Origin of the sequence: Kitasatospora sp. NBC_00070 (genome assembly GCF_045041205.1) — a bacterium.
In the GTDB taxonomy this organism is placed as follows: domain Bacteria; phylum Actinomycetota; class Actinomycetes; order Streptomycetales; family Streptomycetaceae; genus Kitasatospora.
This window is the reverse complement of record NZ_CP108247.1, coordinates 5,590,684-5,612,491: the sequence shown is the minus strand read 5'-3', so window position 1 is coordinate 5,612,491 and position 21,808 is coordinate 5,590,684. Positions and strand designations below refer to the sequence as shown.

The 21,808-nt window shown below is 73.2% G+C and carries 16 protein-coding genes; 2 read left to right on the top strand and 14 right to left on the bottom strand.

The features are described from left to right. Window positions 1–44: 44 nt before the first annotated feature. From OHV05_RS25665 to OHV05_RS25640, 6 genes are all read right to left on the bottom strand, one after another. Window positions 45–1,226 (bottom strand): glycosyltransferase, encoded by a 1,182-nt coding sequence (locus tag OHV05_RS25665; RefSeq protein ID WP_405019742.1) that lies wholly within the window; start codon window positions 1,224–1,226, stop codon window positions 45–47. Next, window positions 1,223–3,784, bottom strand: coding sequence for a lipid II flippase MurJ (locus tag OHV05_RS25660; RefSeq protein WP_405019741.1), 2,562 nt, complete (start codon window positions 3,782–3,784; stop codon window positions 1,223–1,225). The genes OHV05_RS25665 and OHV05_RS25660 overlap by 4 nt, the downstream gene beginning before the upstream one ends. Then, on the bottom strand, window positions 3,781–5,136 hold the full coding sequence (locus OHV05_RS25655) for an O-antigen ligase family protein (RefSeq protein WP_405019740.1): 1,356 nt from the start codon (window positions 5,134–5,136) through the stop codon (window positions 3,781–3,783). Before OHV05_RS25655 ends, OHV05_RS25660 begins: the two co-directional genes overlap by 4 nt. A gap of 16 nt (window positions 5,137–5,152) precedes the next feature. After that, a complete protein-coding gene (locus OHV05_RS25650; protein ID WP_405019739.1) occupies window positions 5,153–6,658 on the bottom strand; it encodes a sugar transferase in 1,506 nt (501 codons plus the stop codon). A gap of 333 nt (window positions 6,659–6,991) precedes the next feature. After that, complete coding sequence (locus tag OHV05_RS25645) at window positions 6,992–8,167, bottom strand: glycosyltransferase (RefSeq protein WP_405019738.1); 1,176 nt, start codon at window positions 8,165–8,167, stop codon at window positions 6,992–6,994. A gap of 111 nt (window positions 8,168–8,278) precedes the next feature. Beyond that, window positions 8,279–8,716 (bottom strand): SRPBCC family protein, encoded by a 438-nt coding sequence (locus tag OHV05_RS25640; protein ID WP_403040725.1) that lies wholly within the window; start codon window positions 8,714–8,716, stop codon window positions 8,279–8,281. A 129-nt stretch (window positions 8,717–8,845) separates the two neighbouring features. Here OHV05_RS25640 and OHV05_RS25635 point away from each other — a divergent pair, with 129 nt between their 5' ends. Further along, window positions 8,846–9,715: a HipA family kinase gene (locus OHV05_RS25635; RefSeq protein ID WP_405019737.1), complete on the top strand. Its 870-nt coding sequence runs from the start codon at window positions 8,846–8,848 to the stop codon at window positions 9,713–9,715. A gap of 53 nt (window positions 9,716–9,768) precedes the next feature. On the opposite strand, the gene OHV05_RS25630 is transcribed toward OHV05_RS25635, so the two are convergent. After that, the gene (locus OHV05_RS25630) at window positions 9,769–11,226 is read right to left on the bottom strand and encodes a S8 family peptidase (protein ID WP_405019736.1); all 1,458 of its coding nucleotides are present in this window, start codon (window positions 11,224–11,226) and stop codon (window positions 9,769–9,771) included. A 205-nt stretch (window positions 11,227–11,431) separates the two neighbouring features. After that, the gene (locus OHV05_RS25625; RefSeq protein WP_405019735.1) at window positions 11,432–14,347 is read right to left on the bottom strand and encodes a glycoside hydrolase family 48 protein; all 2,916 of its coding nucleotides are present in this window, start codon (window positions 14,345–14,347) and stop codon (window positions 11,432–11,434) included. Window positions 14,348–14,558: 211 nt separating this feature from the next. Between OHV05_RS25625 and OHV05_RS25620 the strand changes: the two genes are divergently transcribed. Next, window positions 14,559–16,091 (top strand): cellulase family glycosylhydrolase, encoded by a 1,533-nt coding sequence (locus OHV05_RS25620; RefSeq protein WP_405019734.1) that lies wholly within the window; start codon window positions 14,559–14,561, stop codon window positions 16,089–16,091. 28 nt (window positions 16,092–16,119) lie between these two features. On the opposite strand, the gene OHV05_RS25615 is transcribed toward OHV05_RS25620, so the two are convergent. From OHV05_RS25615 to OHV05_RS25590, 6 genes are all read right to left on the bottom strand, one after another. Next, on the bottom strand, window positions 16,120–17,211 hold the full coding sequence (locus tag OHV05_RS25615; protein ID WP_405019733.1) for an amidohydrolase family protein: 1,092 nt from the start codon (window positions 17,209–17,211) through the stop codon (window positions 16,120–16,122). Window positions 17,212–17,214: 3 nt separating this feature from the next. Next, window positions 17,215–18,555, bottom strand: coding sequence for a glutamine synthetase (locus OHV05_RS25610; RefSeq protein ID WP_405019732.1), 1,341 nt, complete (start codon window positions 18,553–18,555; stop codon window positions 17,215–17,217). A gap of 115 nt (window positions 18,556–18,670) precedes the next feature. Then, window positions 18,671–19,513, bottom strand: coding sequence for an alpha/beta fold hydrolase (locus tag OHV05_RS25605; RefSeq protein WP_405019731.1), 843 nt, complete (start codon window positions 19,511–19,513; stop codon window positions 18,671–18,673). 48 nt (window positions 19,514–19,561) lie between these two features. Further along, window positions 19,562–20,230: a DUF4097 family beta strand repeat-containing protein gene (locus OHV05_RS25600; RefSeq protein ID WP_405019730.1), complete on the bottom strand. Its 669-nt coding sequence runs from the start codon at window positions 20,228–20,230 to the stop codon at window positions 19,562–19,564. A gap of 216 nt (window positions 20,231–20,446) precedes the next feature. Continuing rightward, on the bottom strand, window positions 20,447–21,241 hold the full coding sequence (locus OHV05_RS25595; RefSeq protein WP_405019729.1) for a hypothetical protein: 795 nt from the start codon (window positions 21,239–21,241) through the stop codon (window positions 20,447–20,449). Between the two features lie 47 nt (window positions 21,242–21,288). After that, window positions 21,289–21,789 carry a SigE family RNA polymerase sigma factor gene (locus OHV05_RS25590; RefSeq protein WP_405019728.1) on the bottom strand — a complete coding sequence of 167 codons (501 nt, stop codon included), beginning with the start codon at window positions 21,787–21,789 and terminating at the stop codon, window positions 21,289–21,291. Window positions 21,790–21,808: the final 19 nt, after the last annotated feature.

The window sequence follows — 21,808 nt, the reverse complement described above, 5'->3', positions numbered from 1 at the left end:
GTTCGATTCAGGACTGGGGCACCGTGCGGCGCCCCGGGCCGGGTTCAGCGGGACCGGGCGGCCACCGGTGCGGGGGCGTCCGACGCCCGGCCGGGCGCTCCCCCGAGCCGGTCGTAGAGCAGCGCCAGCCGGTCGGCGATCCGGGCGATGTCGTAGTGCGCGACCGCCGGGGGCTGCGGCAGCACGGTGCTGCGACGGCTCCAGAGTTCGCACAGCGAGGTGGTGTAGGCGTCCGCCGTGCCGGGCAGCCGGACCGCCCCCGGGGCCGCCTCGGGGGGCAGCTCGTCGAGCGCCGGGCAGGCGCTGTGCCGGACCGGGAGTCCGGCCGCCAGGCCCTCCAGCACGGTCAGGCCGAACGTCTCCTCGGCCGAGGGGGCCGCCAACACGTCCATCGCGGTGAGCAGTTCGGGCACGTCGGAGCGCTCGCCGGTGAGCAGCACCCGGTGCAGCACACCGAGCTCCCCGGCCTCCCGGAGCAGCGCCGCCCGCTCCGGCCCGGCGCCGACCAGCAGCAGCCAGGGCTCCCGCAGCGCCGGGTGCTGGGCGGCCAGCCTGGTCAGCTCGGCCAGCACCCGGACCAGCAGCCCGAACTGCTTGCCGGGGACCAGCCGGCCGACCGCGCCGATCACCCAGGCCGACTGCGGCAGGCCGAGTTCGGCCCGGACGCCCTGCCGGAGCGCCAGCCGGGAGGCGGTCGGCAGGCAGTACCTGGCGGTCTCGATGCCGTTCGGCAACAGCTCCACCCGCTGCGCCGGCACCCCCCAGTCGTCCAGGGTGGCGGCGACCTGCCGGGAGACCGCGACGGTGGCCGAGCCGAGCCGCTCGGCGGCCAGGTAGAGCGCCTTGACGCCGGGGGTGACCGGCCTGCCCTCGATCACCGTGGCGTGCAGCGAGTGCTCGGTGGCCAGCACCGGGCGCACCCCGGCCAGCCGGGCGGCCAGCCGCCCGTACAGCCCGGCCCGGTAGAGGTGGGTGTGCACCAGGTCGTACCCGCCGTGCCGGATCAGACCGGTGAGCCGGGGCAGCACGCCGAGGTCGCGGTTGCCGCGCATCCCCAGGTCGTGCACCGGGACGCCGTCGGCGGTCAGCGCGGCGGCCACCGTGCCGGGGTTGGTCAGGGTGGCCACCTCGCACCGGTGCCGCTCGGGCAGGTGACGGAGGATCAGCTCCAGCTGGCGTTCGGCGCCGCCGGAGGCCAGGCCGGTGATCACGTGCAGGACCTTCATCGGCCGACCCGCCGGGGACGGTGCGCACGCACGGCGGTGAGCAGGTCCCGGACCCGGTGCCGGCCCCGCTTGGCCCGCAGCCGCAAGGCGCCGTCCCGGTCGCCGACGTAGCTCCGGGGCAGGGCGTAGCGGCCGGTGAGCCCGCCGTGCGCGATCGCGCAGGCGTAGTCGTACCCGGCGTCCCGGACCGCCCGGGCGGCGGCCAGGTCGACCGCGCCGTACGGGTAGCAGAAGCCGGTGACCGGTCCGCCGATCAGCTCCTCCAGGGCCCGGCGGCTCTCCCGGGTCTGCGCCGCGAGATCGGCGGCGGGCAGTCCGGGCAGCGCCTGATGGCCGAGGCCGTGCGAACCGATCTCCCAGCCGGCCCGGGCCAGTTCGGTCACCTGGTCCAGGGTCAGCAGCTGCTTGCGCGGGCCCTCGACGTCCCAGCCGTTCTCGGTGCCGAGCAGGTCGGGCACCACGTACGCGGTGGCGGTGAAGCCGTACTCGTGCAGCACCGGGACGGCGTGCCGGGCGAAGTCGGCGTAGCCGTCGTCGAAGGTCAGGCCGACCAGCTGCCCGGCGGTGCCCTCGGCCCTGGCGCGGAGCAGCTCGCGGACGCTGACGCCGCGTCGGCCGGTGCGGTGCAGCCAGGCCATCTGGGCGGCGAACCGCTCCGGGCTGACGGTGAGCAGGTACGGGTCGTCCTCCTCATCGGCCACCGAGTGGTACATCAGGATCCACGGGGCGCTCCGGCCGGACCCGGCCTGACGTTTGGTGCGACCGGCGGTTGCCTGCGCCGGGAGGCGCAACTGCTGGGCGGAGTCGACGTCCATGGGGCAGCTTCCCTTCAGCGGCCGAAGGTGGGGGGTGGGGGCGGGCGGGGTGGGGGCGGGCCCGGCCGGTTCGGCCCTGGTGCGCGGGCCGGGGCCGAACCTGGCCAGGCCCGCCAGCAGCGGTTCGCGGACCTCGGCCGCGCCGAAGACGGCGCCGAGGGCCGCGAAGACCAGCAGCACCGTGACCCCGCCGACCAGGGTGGCCGGCAGCGGGGAGGCGGTCAGCCCGTCGGCCAGGTAGCCGACGGCCGCGGCGCCCAGCGCGGCGGCCAGCAGCCGGGACTGACCGGTGATCACCTTCGGCACCCGGATCGCCAGGCCGCGCAGCAGCAGCCCGCGGAGCAGCAGCCCGGCGGTGGTGGTGATGCCGGCGGCGTTCCCGGCGGCCAGGCCCAGGCCGCCGAAGTGCGGGGTGGCGGCCAGGCCGACGGTGACGGTGACCAGCAGGCCGATCGCCATCGCGGCGACCGGGTACCAGTCCAGCCGGGTGACCCGGAAGCTGGCCGGGTCCTCGTCAGCCCGGCGGACCACCGGGCGGACCGAGAAGTACGGCCGGACCATCACGCCGATCAGCGCCTGGGCGGGGAGGCCGAAGCTGTAGACCCGGATCACGGCGGCGGTGGCGGCGGTGTCGTGCGGGGTGAACGCGCCGCGCTCGAACAGCAGCGCCACCACCGAGGGCGCACAGGCCATCAGGAACGCGGTGCCGACCAGCACCAGCGCGGTGGCCTGGCCGATGTCCTTCTCCACCCGGTCCCGGGCGGTCCGCAGGTCACCGGCGGCGAGGGCCCGGGCCACCAGCGGGAAGGTGACGGTGCAGATCAGGATGGCGGCGGTCATCGCGAGCTGGGAGACCTTGGCCGCGTAGTTCAGGTGCGAGATGGTGCCCGGCGGCAGTCCCGAGCCGAGGTGGCGCTCGACGAAGACCTGGGACTGCCGGGTCAGCGTGAAGCCCGCGACCGGCAGTATCGCCAGCGGGATCAGCACCAGCCCGGCCGGGCCGCCCCGGCGGGACTTCCGGGGCCGACGGCGGCTCACCCGGAGCCGGCGCAGGAACGGGCCGACCAGCACCCCGGCCATCAGCAGGCTGCCGACCGCGACCCCGATCGCGGCCGACCGGACGCCCAGGGCGGTGTGGCCGGCCAGCAGGACGCCGAGGATCGCCAGGTTGTACGCGACGTAGATGCCGGCCGGGGCGGTGAAGCTGTGGTGCGCCCGCAGCGCGCTGCCCAGGTACCCCGCGATGCCGAACGGCAGGATGGTCAGCGCGGTGATCCGGGTGCAGGTGACCGCCAGCGCCGGGTCGACCAGCCCGGGGGCCAGGAACCGGACCAGTTGCGGGGCGCCGACGGCGGTCAGCACCGAGAGGCCGCACAGCGTCAGCAGCAGCCAGGGCAGGGTGGCCCGGACCAGCTGCCGCACCGGGTCGGGGCCCGCCGGGCGCTCCTCGCGCAGGACCAGGGCCAGGCTGAACGCCGGGACCATCAGGAACGCCATCGCGTCCTCGATCAGCAGCGGCGCGGCGGTCTCCGGGACCGTCCAGGCCACCAGGAAGGCGTCGGTGCCCTGGTTGGCCCCGAAGTACCTGGCCAGCAGCAGGTCGCGGAGCAGGCCGAAGGCGGAGCCGGCGGCGGTGAGCAGCGCGGTGACCCCGAACGCCTTGGCGAGGAAGTCCCGCCGGGGCGCCGGGTGACCCGGCGGGGCGGCTGCCCCGACCGCGGCGACGTGCTGGTCCGTACTCATGTCTGGTGTGCCTCACCGGCGTTCGGGCCGGGCAGCGCCGTACGGGCGGCCAGGCCGAGGATCACCGAGGTGAGCACCGTGGTGGTTCCCCCGATGTCGGCGTACAGGAAGTCCACCAGCACCCAGACCAGCAGCCCGAGGGCCGCCAGCCGGGGGCCGTCGACCGTCGGGGCCCGGGCGGTGCCGGCGGCCCCCGACGGTCCGTCAGGGGCCGGGGCACCCACCCGGCGGAGGCAGTTGACCAACAGGGTGAGGAACAGCGCCAGATAGGCCAGCACCCCGATCAGGCCCTGCTCGCTGAGCACCAGGAAGTACATGTTGTGCGGCGAGAGCAGCGGCTCGCGGGTGAAGCCGATCTGCGAGTCGGCCGCGTCGCTGCCCGAGGAGAGCCGCAACGGGGCGTGACTGTCCCGGAGTTGCTGGAACGCCTTGGGACCGGCACCGGTCACCGGGTGGTCCTGCCAGATCCGTCCGGCGGTGCCCCAGAGGTCGTAGCGGTCGGTCACCGACTGGTCGGGGGTGTCGGAGACCGCACCGATGCTGGAGAGCCGGTTGGTCACCCCCGAGCCGCCCAGGCCGAGGCCGCCGACCAGGACCAGGGCGAGGGCCGCGCCGAGCACCGCGCCCCGGATCGCCAGCCGGGCGTCGGCCCGCAGCAGCAGCACGGTGGCGGCGACCGCGCAGGCGATCCAGCTGCCCCGGCTGAAGGAGACCGCGAGCGGGAAGGTCAGGAAGCCGGCGATGGCCCAACAGCCGATCCGCAGGCGGCGGTTGCCACCGCGGCCACGCTCCCCCAGGGCCAGCGCGAGGGCGGCCAGCAGGCCGAAGCAGACCACCGTGGACATCGCCATGATGTCGAGCGCCCCGAAGGTGCCGATCGCCCGGATCGGCTGCCCGGTGTACGAGGCGCCCGTCCCGGTGAGGAACTGCTTGGCGCCCACCACCCCCTGCACCAGGGCGGCCACCACCAGGGAGCCGAGCACCAGTTGCTGGTCCCGCCGGTCGCGCAGCGAACACAGCACGCCGGCCGGTACCAGCACGAAGACCTGCACCAGCCGGACGAAGCCGGTGACGCTGGCCGTCGGGTCGATCGAGTGCACGGTGGCGACCGCCGCCGAGCAGACCACCGCGCCGAACAGCAGGCAGACCGTGCGGTTGAGGGCCGGCAGCCGGCCGCGCAGCAGGCCCACCGCCATGGTGCCGACCAGCGCCAGCGAGGCCAGGTCGGCCGCGGTCACGTGCACGGCGGCGGTGACGTCCTTGTCGCCGGTCGGCACGCAGACCAGCAGGACGGTGGCGGCGGCCAGCAGACTGGGCCGGGCCGTCAGCCGGCCGGGTAAGGCGAGGGGCATGGTGAGGGCCACCGGCTCAGCTCCCGTCCGGGTGCAGCATCAGGGCGGCGGTGCGGAACAGCAGCTTGACGTCGAGCCAGAGACTCCAGCTCTCGATGTAGCGGTTGTCGAACCGGGCCCTGGCCTCGATCGAGGTGTCGCCGCGCAGACCGTTCGCCTGGGCCAGCCCGGTCAGGCCGACCGGGACCCGGTGCCGGTCCGCGTACTCGGGGTACGCCTGGCTGAACCGCATGACGAAGTACGGGCGTTCGGGCCGGGGGCCGACCAGGCTCATGTCGCCCCGGAGCACGTTCCAGAGCTGCGGGAGCTCGTCCAGCGAGCTGTGCCGGAGGAAGTGGCCGACCCGGCTCATCCGGTGGTCCTGGGCGATGTTCCAGTGGGTGGCCGACTCGTGCTCGTTGGCGGGGCGCAGGGTGCGGAACTTCAGCAGGGTGAAGACCTTGCCGTCGAGGCCGGTGCGCTGCTGGCGGAAGAGCACGCCGGGGCCGGTGTCCACCCGGACCGCGAGGGCGCAGGCGGCCAGCAGCGGGGAGACCAGCAGCAGGCCGAACAGGGCGGCGGTGATGTCCAGCAGCCGCTTGGCGGCCCAGCCGGGCCGGCGCATCGCCGGGCGGTCGAGCTGCAGACAGGGGAAGCCCCAGAGGTGGTCCCCCCGGCTCCGGTCGGCCACCGCGCCGTACTCGCGCAGGGCGGGCACCAGCCACACCCGACAGCCCAGCCGGGCGGCCTCGCGCAGCGCGGCGGCGGTCTCGGCCTCGTCGGCGGCCCCCTCGGTGGCCACCACGTGGTGCACCCGGTGGCGGCGGATCTCCCGCTCCAGCACCTCGCGGCCGCCGAGCACCGGAAGCTTGGTGTCCTCGGCCAGCAGCACCGGATCGGGATCCAGGAAGCCGACCGGGCGCAGCCCGTACTCCCGACGCTCCGTCAGGGCGGCGGCCACCTGCTGGCCGAGCTGCCCGGCACCGAGCACCAGCACGGGGCTGGGGCGGCGGCGGCGGGCCTTGCGGAGCAGGTGGTAGACGAAGGCCCGGCCGACCGAGGCGACCAGCAGGAAGGCGGCCAGCAGGGAGAGCAGCCGCAGCGGGGTGGCCGGGCCGCTGTCCGGCCAGCCGTCCAGGCAGGCGGAGAGCGTGACGGCGAAGGCCGTCGCGACCGTGGCCCGGGCCGCCAGGGCGGGGAACTCGTCCAGGGCGGAGAGGGTGAGCCGGTTCCGGTACAGGCCGGCGGTCAGGTTGAGCGGCAGCAGCAGCGGCAGGACGGCGGCGGCGCCGAGCAGGGGGCGCCCCGGGTCGGTGGCGGTCAGTACCGCGGCCGCGCAGACCGCCAGGCCGTCGGCGGTCAGCAGGCCGACCGGGTGGGCGAGTCGGGACCGGAACGGACGACGGTGCCGCCCGACCGGCGGAGCGGGTCGGGCCTGCACCGGGCGCCGGGGCGGGCGCCGGTCGAGGAGCTCGGTGGTGACCCGGCGGGAGGGCGGCAGGGGTTGGCCCGGCCGTGGCACGCTCTCGTGGTCAATGGTCATCAGCGCACGAACTCCCCTGCTGTGTACCCGCCGTGACGGGACACCCGGACCCGGAGTCGGACCGACGAGTTGATCCCGGCCGACGGATGCGGTCCAGGTAGCACCTGCTGCCAAGGGCGGCATTCGGGCCACTCCGAGAACCGCGCTCAGAAATGACCACGAAGCAGGCAAAATCAGACAATACCGAACGCTGACTTGATTGCCGGAAGTTGACTTGCCATTTCATTCCACCCGCCCATTAATCAGACTTTCGGACTTTGAATCCTCGGTCACCCGGTCGAGATGCGAACACGGCAGCACCCTCGCGGCGAGCATTCACGGTCTGAGAAACGATCAGGACCGCCCTGGGACACGGGTGTCGCGGTGCTGCGCCGCACGGGGGCCGGGAACACCGTCCCGAAGAAGGTTTCGATAGAGCAGCTCCACCTGGCGGACCACCTCTCGGACATCGTGATGATCGGACATTCGTTCACGAGCCACCAGACCAAGTCGTTCGCACTCGATCGGATCTTTCAGCGCACGTACGATCAACTGTGCGAGTCCGGCCGGATCCTCCGGTGCGACCAGGCCGCCACCGAGCAATTCGGGCGGCAGGCACTCCCGCGCACCGGGCACGTCAGAGAGCAGCACCGGACGGGCGGTGGCCATCGCCTCCAGCGGCGCCAGCGCCATCCCCTCCCAGCGGGACGGCAGCACCACCAGGTCGGCGGCGGCCAGCCAGGGCCTGGGGTCGGTGACGTCCCCCGCCAGGCGGACCCGGGACGGGTCGGGGAGCTCGCGCACCCGGTCGGCCAGCGCGGTGGCGTCCGGGCCGCCGCCGACCAACGCCAGTCGGGCCTGCGGCAGTTGCCCGGCGACGGCGGGCCAGGCGGAGAGCAGGACGTCCTGCCCCTTCTGCCGGCAGAGCCGCCCGACGCAGACCGCGAGCGGGTCCTCCAGGTCCAGGCCGAGCGACATCCGGGCGGCCCGGCGGGCCGCCGAGTCGGCGGGCGCGTGGTGCCGCAGGTCCACCCCGTTCGGGATCACCTGCCAACGGGCCGTCAGGCCGGCCCGCTCGCCGTCCTCCCGCTCCTGCGCACTGACGCAGAGCACCGCGCGGGTCCAGCGGGTGGCGAGCCGCTCCCAACGCAGGCTGGCCGCCGCCACCGGACCCTGCACGGCGGCGAACGACCAGGCGTGCGGCTGGAACACGGTGGGGACGGCGCCCCGGACGGCCAGCCGGCCCGCCAAACCGGCCTTGGCGCTGTGCAGGTGCAGCACGTCGGGGTTGGCGCCGCGGACGATCCGGCGCAGCCGCCACGCCTCCGCCACCGTCCCGGGACCGGGCGAGCGGCCCGCCTGCCAGTCCAGCACCAGGGCGCCGGCCGCGGCCGCCTCGGCCGCCAGCCGGCCGTCGGCGGGGCAGGCCACCAGCACCCGGCAGCCCGCCTCGCGCTGGCCCCGGACCAGATCGACCACCACCCGGGCGACGCCGCCGTCCACGGGCTGGGAGACATGAAGGATCGTCATATGCACGGCCGTGAGCCTAGATCGGCGCGTACGCTACGTGATCCCGCTGTCACCCGGACCGGCGATCAGAACCACTCGTTCGGGAATTCGGACCCCGCCGGCCGGTCGGGCTCAGGCCACCTCGGTCGCCAGCGCGACCAGGATCCGGTCGTGGATCCGGTTCAGGCCCTTGGGGGCGAAGGTCCGCTCGAAGAAGCCCCCGATGCCGGTCGCCCCGGTCCAGCTCGCCTGCACGGTGACCTTGCTGCCCGCGCCCTGCTCGACCACCTTCCAGGTGATCACCATCGAGGAGTTGGCGTCGGTCTCCATCAGCGTCCGGGTGCCCGGCTCGGTCACGCTGAACAGGCAGTCCCTGACCCGCTTCTCGGTCGCCTGCAGGCGCCAGTGCACCTGCGTCCCGGCGCCCGTGCCGCCGGCCCGCACCTCGTACTCGCTGTACTGCTCCGGCAGCAGCTTCGGCCGGGTCACCGCGTAGTCGGCCAGTGCCTCGAACACCCGCTCGGGGCTGGCCGGGAAACTGCGCTCGGTGGTGGCGTACACCTGTCCCATGATCCGTACTCTCCTCTGGAAACCGCGCCGGCTCGACCGCGCCGGGCCCTGCGGACTGAGCCAAGCCAACCACAGCGGCGACCGGGCCGAGGCCGCCCCCCAGCTGCCGGTCGGGCTAGGCTGGCCGGTGTGCTGACCGAGGTGACCGCTCTCCGCTACCTGGACCCGCTGCGCGCCGGGGGCTCCGTCCCCGGCATCGTGGAGACCGACGACCTGGGCACCTACGTGGTGAAGTTCAGCGGCGCCGCCCAGGGCCACAAGGCGCTGATCGCCGAGGTGGTGGTCGGCGAACTGGCCCGGCGGCTCGGCCTGCGGGTGCCCGAGCTGGTCCTGGTGGACTTCGACCCCGAGGTGGCCGCGCACGAGCCGGACCCGGAGATCCAGGACATCCTGCGCGGCAGCGCCGGGCGCAACCTCGGCATGGACTACCTGCCGGGTGCCCGGGACTTCGAGCCCGGCATGATCGACGTCGACCCGGTCGAGGCCGGCCGGGTGGTCTGGCTGGACGCGCTGACCGGCAACGTGGACCGCAGCTGCCGCAACCCCAACCTGATGGTCTGGCACGGCAGGCTCTGGCTGATCGACAACGGCGCCGGGCTGGTCTTCCACCACCGCTGGTCCGGCGCGGCCGGCTCGGTGCTCAAGCGGTACGACCTCAGCGACCACGCACTCGGCGTGCACCACCCCGACGTCCGGGCCGCCGACGCCGCGCTGGCCCCGCTGGTCACCCCGAAGCTGCTCCGCGAGGTGGTCGCGCTGGTGCCCGAGGAGTGGCTGACCGACGAGCCCGGCTTCGACTCGGTCGAGCAGCTCAGGGACGCGTACGTGACCCAACTCGCCACCCGGGCCGCCCAGTCGGCCGCCTGGCTGCCGGACGGCTTCGCCACCCCCGAGCAGCTCCGGCGGACCGCCGCCGACCGGGCCGCCGCCACCCGGGCGGGCCGCCCGACCTGGCTCCAGGACGTCCCCGACCTCTCCGGCCGGCCCCGGACCCGCTGAACGGCGGGCCGGCCCGGGGGATTCACCCCGGGCCGGCCCGCCGTTCGGTACGGCTACCAGCGCCACCACTGCACGGCGGTGGCCGCGTTCACGATGCCCGCGCCGTAGAAGCCGTTCTGTCCGGTACCGCCCTGGCAGACCGCCGCCCAGGCGCCGTCGCCGCTCGGGTCGAAGACCGTCGGGCAGGCGTGCTCGGTGGCCTGGCCGGTCAGCATCCGCCGGAGCTGGTCGGGACCGGCCCACGGGTGGCTGGAGGCGAGCAGCGCGGCGACGCCCGCCGCGTGCGGGGAGGCCATCGAGGTGCCCTGCATGTAGGCGTACCGGTTGCCCCGGATCGTGGACAGCACCCGGCCGTTGCGCGCCGGGGTGTCGGGGATCTGGTAGCGGGAGTCGCCGCCGGGGGCGGCCACCGTGATCTTGCCCTGGCCGTAGCTGGAGAAGAAGGACTTGTCGCCGTTCACGCCGACCGAGGCCACGTTCACCACGCCGGGGAGCTCGGTCGGCAGGCTCAGGCAGCCGGTGTCCACCGGCCGGGGCACCGGCACGGTGTCGTCCGGGCTGCTGTCGTCGGTGGTCTTGTGGGCCAGGTCGATGTTCTCGTTGCCCGCCGCCGCGACGCTCAGCACGCCGTTGCGCTCGGCGAAGGCGGTGGCCCGGCGGACCGCCGTCAGGATGGCCGCCTGGTCCGGGTCACTGGCGCAGTTGAACAGCCAGGGGTCCACGTAGTAGCTGTTGTTGGTGACCTGGAAGTGGTGCTCGCCGGCCCAGACGAAGCCGCAGACCGCGTACTCCGGATAGATGTAGCCGCCGTCGTCCACCACCTTCACCGCGGCCAGCCGGACGTTCGGGGCGATCCCGAGCACGCCCTTGCCGTTCTTGGCGGCGGCTATGGTGCCCGCGACGTGGGTGCCGTGGTCGCTGCTGGTGGGCTGCCAGGCCTGGAAGTCGGTGTTCGGCCTGCCGTTGTCGATGCAGGACACCGACTGCGAGGCGTCCACGTTGGCGGCCAGGTCCTCGTGGGTGGCGTCGATGCCGGAGTCCAACACGCCGACCGTCACCCGGCGACTGCCCAGGCTGGTCCGGTGCGCCTCGGGAACGCCGATGGTGCCCAGTGACCACTGGTCGGCCTGCATCGGCTCGTCGGCACCGGCGGCCAGCAACCCGGCCGGCGGGGTGGCGAGTTCGACGGTGTCGTCGCCGATGCCCGCGGTGACGGCCTTGGTCCGGCTGGCGCCGACCGAGTCGACCTGGTGGGACGCACGCAACTGGGCCGTGAAGGCGGTCGAGTCCGAGCGGGCGATGATCACGCCGATCTGCTCGTAGGACTGCACCACCGTGCCGCCGGCCCGGGCGATCGCGCGCTCGGCCAGCTTGACCTGACCGTGGTTGGCCTTGGTGTTCACCAGGTAGTTGAGCAGTGGCCCGGTCTCCGCCGAGGTGGCTGTCGCCGCGACGGCGGTGCCGGTCGGCAGCGTCAGCGTGCCCGCGGCCAGCAGGGCCAGCCCGGCCATCCCGCGTCCGAACCGGCCTGTCCGAGGAACTCTCATAGGGGTTGGCCCTCCCGAGTCTCCGCCCGCACCCACGGATGGCAGGTGCATGAACTGCCCGGGACGCTAGTGACCCCGGACCACCCTCCGCAAGAGGTGCGCATCGCCTCCTCGTACTGGGCACACGATCTTCCGACCGTGTGCCCAGCAGGAGTTGACGATCAGTCAGCTAGCCGAAGAGCTCACCGTAGGTGGCCATCGCGGTGGCCACGTCCGCCTGGGCCCAGAACCGGTGGTAGGTGAAGACCGGGGCGGGCCCGCCGTCCAGGTACGCCTGGACCTTGGCGAAGGCGGGGTCGTTCCGGTAGAAGGACCGCATCGAGAGGAAGGTCGAGGCGAAGTTGACCGGGTCGCCGTTCGGCATCGTCCCGGTCCAGCCGGCGGGCACCGAGACGCTGTCCTTGAACCGGCTGTAGTCGGTCCGGGTCTCCGGCACCGCGATGCCCAGGGCGTCCTGGTGGTTGCCCCACATCCCGTCCAGCAGCTTCTGCGCCGCGGTCCGCGCGGCCGTGTTGCCGGACTTCGCCGCGTAGTACGAGAGCAGCTTGGCGTAGGAACCGGCCACCCCGACGTCCTGGGTCCAGTCGACCACGCTCACGTGCAGTCCGGCGTTGGCGCCGGGTGCGGTGGCGTTCCAGCTGTCCGGCTTGCCGCTCCAGGCCAGCGTGGACGGGATCCGGTAGGTGCCGTCGGTGTTGAAGCTCGTTTTGCCGAGCGCCCAGGTCACCCACTTGTCCAGCACGGCCTTGGCCTTGGCGTCACCGCTGGCGTAGTAGTACTCGGCGACCCGCTCCAGGCCCCAGACCTGGAAGCCGAACCACTGGTTGCTCGGCGGGTCGTGGTAGACCGGCGCCTCGTCGTAGTACATCCCGTAGAAGGTCGGCGTCCCGGCCGGCGGGGTCGCGTAGCTGCCCTCCCAGCTGTTGGTCGCCCCACCCGCGATGGCCCCCTCGCTGGACTGGAGCCACTGCACGAACTCCATCTGCCGGGTCAGGCTGGTGGTCCAGTCCGCCTTGCCGGTGGCCGACTTGGGCGCCAGCGCCGGGTCGTTCACCAGGGCGTAGGCCGCCATCGGGTTCTGGTAGCCGCCGTGCGCGGCACTGTCGCCGATCCGCCAGGCCCACCCGGCGCTGCTGTCGGTCGCGCCGCCCCAGGCGTAGTACCAGGAGAGCAGGTAGTGCGCGGAGCTCTTGCCGGTGCCGGCCGGGCAGGCGGTCGGGCCGACGCAGTTGCCGACCTGCTTGAAGTACTTGTCGAAGAACGAGTACCGCAGGTAGTCGCCCATCTTGCCCGCCTTGGCGACGGTGGCCGAGACCAGGCCGCCGTTGCCCTGCGCCTTGGCCCAGGTGTCCGCCCAGTAGGCGGCCTGGACCGCCCGGGCGTCGGCGTCCGGCGCGTCGGTGAACTTCCACTGCTTGGCGTACGAGGCGTCCTTGACGAACAGGTCCAGGAAGCCGTTCTTCCCGCCGTACGTGAACTTGTCGCAGGTCGGCTGCGGGACGGTCTCCCAGACCGACTCCTGCGCACCGCGCTGGTAGGTGTTGATGTACGACGGGCCGGTGTCGGTCGGCCCGGCCTCGCACTTGCCGGGCGAGTTGCCGAAGCCGTAGACGTTGTCGACGTCCTGCAGCCAGTGCATGCCGTAGATGTCGCTGGTGCCGTACGCACCGGACAGCTCGGCCGCGATCGGGTCCTGCCCGGCGGTCACCGAACTGTCGAGCTTTGCCGGGTAGTTGCCCGGCAGCGGGAGCTCGGGGGCGTAGGTGGCGGGCTTGCCCGCGTTGTAGAAGCCGTTGGTCGGCTGGTCCGCGTGGGTGGGGATCATGTACGTCTCCATCAGCGTCCACGCCGCGTTGAACTTGGACCAGTCCTTGCTGATCCGGCCGTACTGGGCCTCCAGCCAGAGCAGGTAGCTGTACGCCTCCGAGGTGGTCTCGTGCCCCTGGTCCGGCGCCTCGACCAGCAGGGTCTCCACCGAGTGGTAGGGGATGCCCTCCGGCGAGAAGTAGCCGTTCGCCGGGTCCTTCAGCTTGTTGTAGAGCTGCAGGAAGCGGTCGTTGTAGACGCCCGTACCGGCGGCCAGTTCGGTCACCGTGACGGCGGCGGCGGTGTGGCCGGTGGCCGAGGCGGTGAAGGTCGCCGAGCCGGTGCCGGTGGCGTCGGCGGTGAGCGTGACGGTCTGGGCGGTGGCCCAGTTGGCGGGCGTGAAGGTCAGACTGGCGCCGCCGCTGACGGTCAGTCCGGTGTTGCCCGAGCTGCGGGCGGTGCTGACGGTCACGTCGGCGGTGGGCTGGGCGGAGAGCTTCACCGTGAAGGTGCCGGTCTTGCCCTGGGTGACCGAGAGGCTGACCGGCGTCGCGGTGACGGCCGGGCCGGCCGCCACCGTGATGCCCGCCGGGACGGACTCGCCGGTCGCACCGGTGCTGTCGTACGCCTTGGCGTAGACCGAGTGGCTGCCGGCGGCGGCACCGGCCCAGCTGAAGGCGTACGGCGCGGTGGTGTCGGTGGCCAGCAGGGTGGCGTTGTCGTAGAACTCCACCTTGCTGACGGCCGCGCCGTCGCTCGCGGACGCGGTGGCGGCCAGCGGGACGGCCGCCCCGGCGGCGTAACTCGCCCCGGGCGCCGGGCTGGTGAGGGTGGCGACCGGGGGCTGGTGGGCGCCGGTGCAGGTGGTGCCGTTGACCGCGAAGGCGGTGGGGGCGGCATTGCTGCCCGAGTAGGCGAAGTTGGCGCCGGGGGTGGCGTTGCCGCCGGGGGCGATGCCGGCGTTCCAGGACAGGCTGTTGACGGTGACGTTCTTGCCGCTCTGGGTCCACACCCCGCTCCAGCCGCTTCCGGAGAGGGTCTGGTTGCCGGTGTAGGCGTAGGTGAGGGTCCAGCCACTGAGGGCGGCCGTCCCGACGTTGTTGATCTTCACGTTGGCAGTGAAGCCACTGCCCCAGTCGTTCACGGAGTAGTCGACGGCGCACTGGACCACGGCCGCCGAGGCCGGGGTGCCGACGAACGTGGTGAGTCCGGCGGCCAGCAGCGTGAGGGCCGCGCCGAGCGCGGGCAGGCGGGAACTGCGGGAGGTGGGGGGTGACATCTGACGGCTCCTGCGGGTGGGTGGACGGTTCGCGGGGCGCGAGGCATGGCACTCGCAAATGTGGGAGCGCTCCCAAATATCGGGAGCGACTGAGCGACTGTCAAGAGATCGCGCAGTCAGGGCAGTTGGCAACTCCGGGGCCGCTGGCTATCTTTCTGGTCGGGCCTGTGGGAGCGCGCCCATTTCTGCCGTCATCAGCTAGGAGCGGGACATGTCCCTGCGCCACACCGCGCTCGCCCTCGGGGCCGCGCTGGCGGCTTCGGCCGCCCTGGTCGGGCCGATCGCCGGCTCGTCCTCGGCCGCCACCGTCGCCTGTACCGTCGACTACTCCGTGAACGACTGGGGCAGTGGCTTCACTGCCAACGTGAAGATCAACAACGTCGGGACGGCCGCCCTCAGCGGCTGGACCCTCACCTACGCCTACACCGGCAACCAGACCCTCTCCGGAAGCGGCTGGAGCGGGGTGTGGACCCAGAGCGGCAAGAACGTCACCGTCAACAGCCTGTCCTGGAACGCCACCATCGCCCCCGGCGGCAACGCCACCCCCGGCGCCAACTTCGCCTACTCCGGGGTGAATTCGGCACCGACGTCGTTCGCGGTCAACGGGGTGGCGTGCAACGGGCAGCCGTCGCCGTCCCCCTCGCCGTCGCCGTCGCCGTCGCCGTCGCCGACAGCTTCACCCTCGCCGTCGCCGTCGCCGTCGCCGTCACCGACGACGTCCACCCCTCCCGGGGCCGCGCCCGACCTCAGGGTCTCCGGCAACTCCCTGGTCGACGCCGCCGGTTCGCCGGTCGTGCTGCACGGGGTCAACCGCTCGGGCACCGAGTACATGTGCGTCCAGGGGTACGGGATCTTCGACGGGCCGGTGGACGCCGCCGCGATCGCCGCGATCAAGAGCTGGAAGGTGAACGCCGTCCGGGTCCCGCTCAACGAGGACTGCTGGCTCGGCCAGCCGAACGTCGACCCGGCCTACGGCGGCGCCAACTACCGTGCTGCCATCAAGGGTTGGGTCGACTCACTGCGAACCGCCGGGCTGACGCCGATCGTCGAGATGCACTGGAGCCGGGGTCTGTACACCGGCAACTCGTCCGGCTGCTCCGACACCAACGCCACCTGTCAGAAGCCGATGCCGGGCGCGAACGCCGTCCCGTTCTGGAGCTCGGTCGCCGAGACCTTCAAGGGCACCGGCTCGGTGGTCTTCGACCTGTTCAACGAGCCGTACGCGGACCGGTCCGAGTCCTCGCCCGCCCAGGGCTGGCTCTGCTGGCGGGACGGCGGCAGCGCCTGCCCCGGCATCGGGTACCAGGTCAGTGGCATGCAGACGCTGGTCAACGCCGTCCGGGCCACCGGTGCCGGCAACGTCATCCTGCTCGGCGGCCTGGCCTACTCCAACGACCTCGGCCAGTGGCTCGCCCACAAGCCCACCGACCCGACCGGCAACCTGGGCGCGGCCTGGCACGTGTACAACTTCAACACCTGCTCCACCGCGGCCTGCTGGAACTCCACCCTGGCCCCGGTCGTGGCCCAGGTCCCGCTGGTCGCCGGTGAGATCGGCGAGAACACCTGCGGCCACGCCTTCATCGACCAGGTGATGTCCTGGCTCGACGGCAAGCGGCTCTCGTACCTCGGCTGGACCTGGAACACCTGGAACTGCAGCTCCGGCCCCGCCCTGATCACCGGCTACGACGGTACCCCGACCGCCTTCGGCGCCGGCTTCCGAGACCACCTCCTCAGCCTCGGCTGACCCACGGCCGGGTCGCCCTGACGTCGGGTCAGGGCGACCCGAGCCGGTACAGCCGTCGGGAGTTCTCCACCGAGAGGAGGCCGGTGATCCGACCGGCGTCCGCCGTCGTGCAGGCGCCGTCCGCCTGCCAGTCGGCGAGCAGCCCGGCCAGGGCGTGGCGGTACTGGGCGGCGCCCACGGCATAGAGCTCGGGGAGGCCGTACGCGTCGGTGGAGAACAGCAGCTTGCCGAACGGCGCGAGGTCGAGGTACTCGCCGAGCACGGCGGCGGCGCGCGGGCCGGTGTAGGAGAGGGTCAGCCCGAGGTCGGCGTACACGTGCGGAAACGCCTGGGCGAGCCAGGCGGCCTGCCGGTGGTACGGGTAGGCGTGCAGCAGGACCAGCGGGGTGCCGGTCGGTTCGACGGCTCGGACGAAGTCGGTGAGCAGCGACGGGTCGGCCCGGTGGAGGGTCAGGTCGGGGTCGCCGAATCCGGTGTGGAGTTGGATCGGCAGACCCAGGTCGACCGCGGTCCAGAGGAGTTGGCGGAGCAGGACCGGGTCGGTCAGGCGGCGGCCGGGGCGCTGGGCGGCGGCCGCTCGGGTGACCTCGGCGGGCCGGGGGCGGTCGGCCGGGATGGCGAGACCGTGGCGGTAGGCGAGCACGGACTTGACCGCGACCGCGTGCGCACAGGCCGTGTGAAGGGCGGCTTCGACGGCGGAGGCCCAGTCGGCCGCCGGGGCGTCGACCGACTCGGCAACGCTCTCCAGCCGTACCACCTCCCGGACTTGGGCACCGGAGAGCTCGGCGAGGGCGGGCAGCGGGAGCAGCGGGTGACCGGCCGCCGCGGTGAGGCCGGTGTCGACCAGGCAGTGGCTGATGCCGGTCCCGGTCAGCAGGCGGCGGGTCGCCTCGGCCGGGCCGAGCTCGCGGCGGCGGGACAGGTAGTCGGTCATCGGGGTGTGTGCCGGGAGGCCGAGGGCCGGTGGGCACCAGCGGCGGACCGCCAGGCCGAGGGCGCTGTCGAAGACCGACCGGCACATGGAGGGTGGGGGCAGCCGGTCGGACTCGGTGAGCAGGCTCGCGAAGGCGGGGGCGTCGAGGTCGGCGAGGGTGACGCTGTGGCAGTGCTGGTCGATCACCGGTCAGTACCTGCCGACCGTCGCCGCGACGATCTGCTCGGGGGTGCTCCCGGCGAAGAGTTCGATCTCCGCCTGCCGGACCGCCAGGACGGCGGCGTGCAGCGAGGCGCCGAGCGCCTCGCGGAGCAGGACGGAGGACTCGAACGCCGCCGCCGACTCGGCCGGGCTCGCGGGGAGTCGGTCGACCGTGCCGAGGGCGGCCGGGTCGCCGTTCACCTCGTCCGGGAGGGGTCTGCCGCTGTCCAGGCCGTCGAGCCCGGCGGCCAGTACGCCGCCGATCATCAGGTAGGGGTTGGCGGTGGCGTCGAAGCACTTGAGTTCGGCGTTGGCCTGCCCGGCGGTGGAGCCCTTGATCAGCCGGAGCGCGGCCTCCCGGTTCTCCAGGCCCCAGCAGCGGAACGGGCCCGACCAGCGGCCGGGTCGCAGCCGCAGGTGACTGGCGACGCTCGGTGCGCCGAGCGCCAGCAGCGCGGGCAGGTGCTCCAGCGCGCCGGCCAGGAACTGTTCCGCCTCCGGGTGCAGGCCGTGCGGGCCGGGGCCGCCGTGGCCGAGGTTGTGACCGTCGCGCCAGAGGCTGAGGTGCAGGTGGCCGCCGTTGCCGACCCCGTCAGGGGTGAGTGCGGGCGCGAAGGTGGACCGCAGGCCGTGCCGGGCCGAGACGGCTCGGACGGTGTGCCGGACCAGCACGGTGGTGTCGGCCGCGCCGACCGGGTCCTCCGGGGCCACCGAGACCTCGAACTGGCCCGGTGCGTACTCGGGGTGGAGCTGGAGCACCGTCAGCTGCTGATCCGTCAGCGCACGGAGCACGTCCCGCAGGTAGTCGGAGAGGTCGGCGAACCGGTGCAGCCCGTAGGCCGGCGCGGTGGTGGCGGGGGCACCGGTGGCGTCGGTGACCACCCACTCGACCTCGATCCCGGCCTGCACGGTGAGGCCGCGCCGCGCCGCTGCCGCCACCGTCCGCCGGGCGAACCGCCGTTGGCAGCCGGGGTGCGGCGTGCCGTCCTGCGCGTACCGGTCCGCCGGGGCCCAGGCCCAGCCGGGCTGGGCGGCCAGTGGCACCAGTCGGTCGAGGTCGGGGATCAGCCGGAGGTCCCCGACCGGGCCCTGGCTGAACGGGCTGCTGGTGATCGAGTCGTCCAGCAGGAACACGTCGAAGCTCGGTGCCGCACCCAGGCCCCACTCCGCCGCGTGCTCCAACTGCCGTACGGGGAAGGTCTTCACCCGGCTGATGCCGGAGTTGTCGACCCAGCTGGTCGCCACCCCGTCGACACCTTCGCCGGTCAGCCGGGCGGTGACCAGCCGGGCCTGGGCAGCCCGCTCGGCGCGGGACGGGGCGCTGTTCATGCTGCCCATGCTCGCCCGCCGCCGCGCTCGGGGGTGCGCACCATCACTCGTCCGGCGGTACTCGGCCACCCGTGCGGGTGGCTCCCGGCGGGCGGGCGGCGCCGGGCGGCACCGCTCAACCGGCCTGGAGTTCACGGGCGGTGGCGTGCTCGCGGGCGGTGGCGCGCTCGCGGACGCTGTCGAGTTCGCGGACGGTGTCGGCGACGGCGCGGAAGTCCCGGCGGAGGATCTTGGAGTGGTTGCTCGGGACCTTGCTGCTGAGCCGGATGTTCGGGTTGCGGGCGAGCACCGGGTCGAGGTTGGCGCGGATCTGCTCCATCAGCTCCGGGTCGCCGCCGAGGTTGCCGCCGGTGGCGAGCACGTACCGGGTCGGGACGGTCAGCCGGTCGAAGACCGGGTCGAGGGCGGCGGGCGCACAGAGCTCGTTGATCTCGATGTTGATCTCGGCGTGCTGCGCCGCACTCATCCGCGCGGCCAGCCCGAGCGGGCGGGCCACCGGGAAGATCGGGCTCAACCGGCGGAACAGCTTGCGGATCTGGGCCCGCGCCGCGTCGTCGAGCCACTCGTGCGGCAGTGCTCCGTCCACCGACACGACCCCGTGGACACGCTCCGGGTTCCGGGCGGCCCAGTGCACGGCGAGCATGGCGCCGTAGGACCAGCCCACCAGGATCGGCCGCTGCACGCCCCTGGCGGTCAGGACGGCGTCCAGGTCGCGCAGGCACGCCTCGAAGGAGTAGTCGCCGGCGCGCCGAGACCTGCCCCGGGCGCGCTCGTCGTAGGTGATGTGCCGGAAGTCGCCGCCGAGTTCGGCGATGACGCGGCGCCAGTGCGACTGGTCTGCGTAGGAGCCGTTCAGGTAGACCACCGGACGGCCGGGGCCGCCGGTGTCGGTGACGGCCAGTGCGGTGTCCTCGATCGACACCATGCCGGTCCAGGCGGACTGCTGCTTGCTGGTCATGGTCGGGCCTTCTTCCAGGAGTGGGGGTGTGGTCGGGGCCGGGCGGGATCAGAGGCTGCGGGCGGTGATGTCGCCGTGGTCGGTGGTGGCCCGGATGGTGAGGGCGGCCGTGCCGTCGGCGTTGCGCAGCGCGTTGTGGATCCGGCCGTGGCCGGTGCCGGCGTCCAGGGCCGCCGAGACGTGCGGCGCGGCGCCGACCGTGATGTCGCCGGAGCGGGTGCTCAGCACGACCGTGCCGCCCACCGCCTCGGCGATCCGGATGGAGCCCTGCTGGGTGCTGATCTCCGCCGGGCCGCCCAGCCGGCCGATCGAGACGTCGCCGGCCAGCACGGTGAGCCGGGCACCGGCGGTCTCGTCGAGGTCCACCGGGCCCTGCGCGCCCTCGAAGGTGACCTCGCCGAGCCGCCCGACGGTCCGGAACTCGGCGGCGGCCGTCGTCGCCACCACCCGGGAGCCGGCCGGGAGCTGGACGATCACCTCGACGGCCCCGGAGTTGCCGAGGATCCGGTGGCCGGCCGGTGCGGCCCCGATCCGCAGGACGCCGTCGCCGTACTCGACGGTGACCTGCTCGGCCGCCTTCACGTCGCGGCCCTTCGAGGCGTCCGCCGGACGGACCTCGACCGTGCTGTCGAGGCGGTCGGCGGCGATCAGCCGGACGCGTCCTGCGGGGACGTCGAGAGCGAGGGCGATCGGGGCGGGGGTGTCGAACTTCTGCATCGTGCCGTCCTCTGGCTCGTGGTTTCTGATGAGAGAAACGCTACGTTGCCTTCAGCGTTCTGGCAACAGATTCATTGCGCAGAAATGCCATCAATGCAGGCAGAGGCCATAGTTTTGTTGCAATGGATTCGAATCTAACGCAACGTCAGCGAGATGCCGTCGTTGCAATGAATGGGAAGTGAATGCCACGCCGAAGCCCCACACCCCGGCGGGCGCTCACCTGCTCCAGTGCGGGCTCGCCGCGATGGCGGTCAGCTCGTCCAGGGTGAGAGTCCGCTCCGCCCGGGAACGGTCCGAGTAGTCGTACTGGACCACCGTCACCCAACGGCCGTCGGGGCGCAGCGTGGTGACGGACCATCGGGCCTGGCCCGGATCCGTCGCCTGCTGGGTGAAGACCAGGGTGCCGTCGGCGAGCGTCGCGCACTCGTCCTGGTCGCTCTTGCACTCCTTGGTCCTGAGCTCCGGGGACGCGAGGTCGGCGATGCTGATCTGCACGTGTGACCCTTCCTGCTCGTCACCGAACAGCCGCACGACTCCGTTCGCGCTCCTGCTCATGCCCTCCTGCGGCCTCGACCCGGTCGCCGGTTCGGCCACTCGTCCGTCGGTGAACTCGCCTTGGCTGGTGCCGACGGTGCTGGTCGCGGTGAGGCGGGCGGGCAGCAGTGCCAGGAGCTGCCGGCTGACCGGCCCCTTCCGAGCGGCAGCCGTGGGCTGGTAGGAGGGGGCGGGCGAGAGATGCGAGCGCGGCGCCGGGGAGGGAGAGACGGTGGGGGACGTGGCCGGCGGGGCCGGCGCCGGCCCGGTCTGCGGGCCGAACTGGCTCAGCCCCAGACCGGCCGTTCCGGTCAACAGCACTGCAGCGAACGCCAGTTGGGCCTGCCGGACCCGGCGCAGGTGCCTGCCCCGGCCGGCGGCGCGCTGGACCAGGTCGGGGCTGTGCGGGGAGAATCCGCGCACAGCGAGGCCGAGCGCGTCGTGCAGCTCGTGGTCGGACTGCGGGTCGTGGGGCACGGTGCTCTCCGTTCGGTCGGGGTGCGGCAGGCGGCGGCGCGACGTGGTCACGCTCGGCTCAGCTCGGCGAAGTCGTGGCCGAGGACCTGCCGCAGCCGCTCCCGGGCCCGGAGACTGCGCACCCGCACCGAACCGACGCTCATCCCGGTCAGCTGGGCGGTCTCCTCGACCGAGCGGTCCTCCCAGTAGCGCAGCACCAGCACGGTGCGGTCCTTCGCCGACAGCCGGGCCATCGCCTCCAGCAGTGCCATCCGCAGCGCCGGGTCCTCCACGTGACCGACCGTCTCGGGCAGCGTCCCGGTGGGCGTCTCCCCGGAGCGGCGCAGCCGCCGCTGGGAGATGAAGGTCCGGGTCAGCACCGTGTGCGCGTACCCCACGGGCGCCTCGGAACGGTCGATCCGCCGCCAGGACCGGTACATCTTCGCCAGCGTCTCCTGGACCAGGTCCTCCGCCAGGTGCCAGTCGCCGGTCAGCAGGCACGCCGTGCGGAACAGCTGCCCGCTGTGGGCGTGTGCGAACTCCAAATAGCCCGCGGGTGCTTCCCCCACCAGATGGTCCTCTCAGTCT

What these genes read in the sequence shown, in the direction of transcription:
- OHV05_RS25650 (WP_405019739.1), bottom strand. Translation starts at nt 6,658, where the DNA reads ATGACCATTGACCACGAGAGCGTGCCACGGCCGGGCCAACCCCTGCCG.
- OHV05_RS25645 (WP_405019738.1), bottom strand. Translation starts at nt 8,167, where the DNA reads ATGACGATCCTTCATGTCTCCCAGCCCGTGGACGGCGGCGTCGCCCGG.
- OHV05_RS25605 (WP_405019731.1), bottom strand. Translation starts at nt 19,513, where the DNA reads ATGACCAGCAAGCAGCAGTCCGCCTGGACCGGCATGGTGTCGATCGAG.
- OHV05_RS25610 (WP_405019732.1), bottom strand. Translation starts at nt 18,555, where the DNA reads ATGAACAGCGCCCCGTCCCGCGCCGAGCGGGCTGCCCAGGCCCGGCTG.
- OHV05_RS25665 (WP_405019742.1), bottom strand. Translation starts at nt 1,226, where the DNA reads ATGAAGGTCCTGCACGTGATCACCGGCCTGGCCTCCGGCGGCGCCGAA.
- OHV05_RS25600 (WP_405019730.1), bottom strand. Translation starts at nt 20,230, where the DNA reads ATGCAGAAGTTCGACACCCCCGCCCCGATCGCCCTCGCTCTCGACGTC.
- OHV05_RS25625 (WP_405019735.1), bottom strand. Translation starts at nt 14,347, where the DNA reads ATGTCACCCCCCACCTCCCGCAGTTCCCGCCTGCCCGCGCTCGGCGCG.
- OHV05_RS25640 (WP_403040725.1), bottom strand. Translation starts at nt 8,716, where the DNA reads ATGGGACAGGTGTACGCCACCACCGAGCGCAGTTTCCCGGCCAGCCCC.
- OHV05_RS25655 (WP_405019740.1), bottom strand. Translation starts at nt 5,136, where the DNA reads ATGCCCCTCGCCTTACCCGGCCGGCTGACGGCCCGGCCCAGTCTGCTG.
- OHV05_RS25620 (WP_405019734.1), top strand. Translation starts at nt 14,559, where the DNA reads ATGTCCCTGCGCCACACCGCGCTCGCCCTCGGGGCCGCGCTGGCGGCT.
- OHV05_RS25660 (WP_405019741.1), bottom strand. Translation starts at nt 3,784, where the DNA reads ATGAGTACGGACCAGCACGTCGCCGCGGTCGGGGCAGCCGCCCCGCCG.
- OHV05_RS25630 (WP_405019736.1), bottom strand. Translation starts at nt 11,226, where the DNA reads ATGGCCGGGCTGGCCCTGCTGGCCGCGGGCACGCTGACGCTGCCGACC.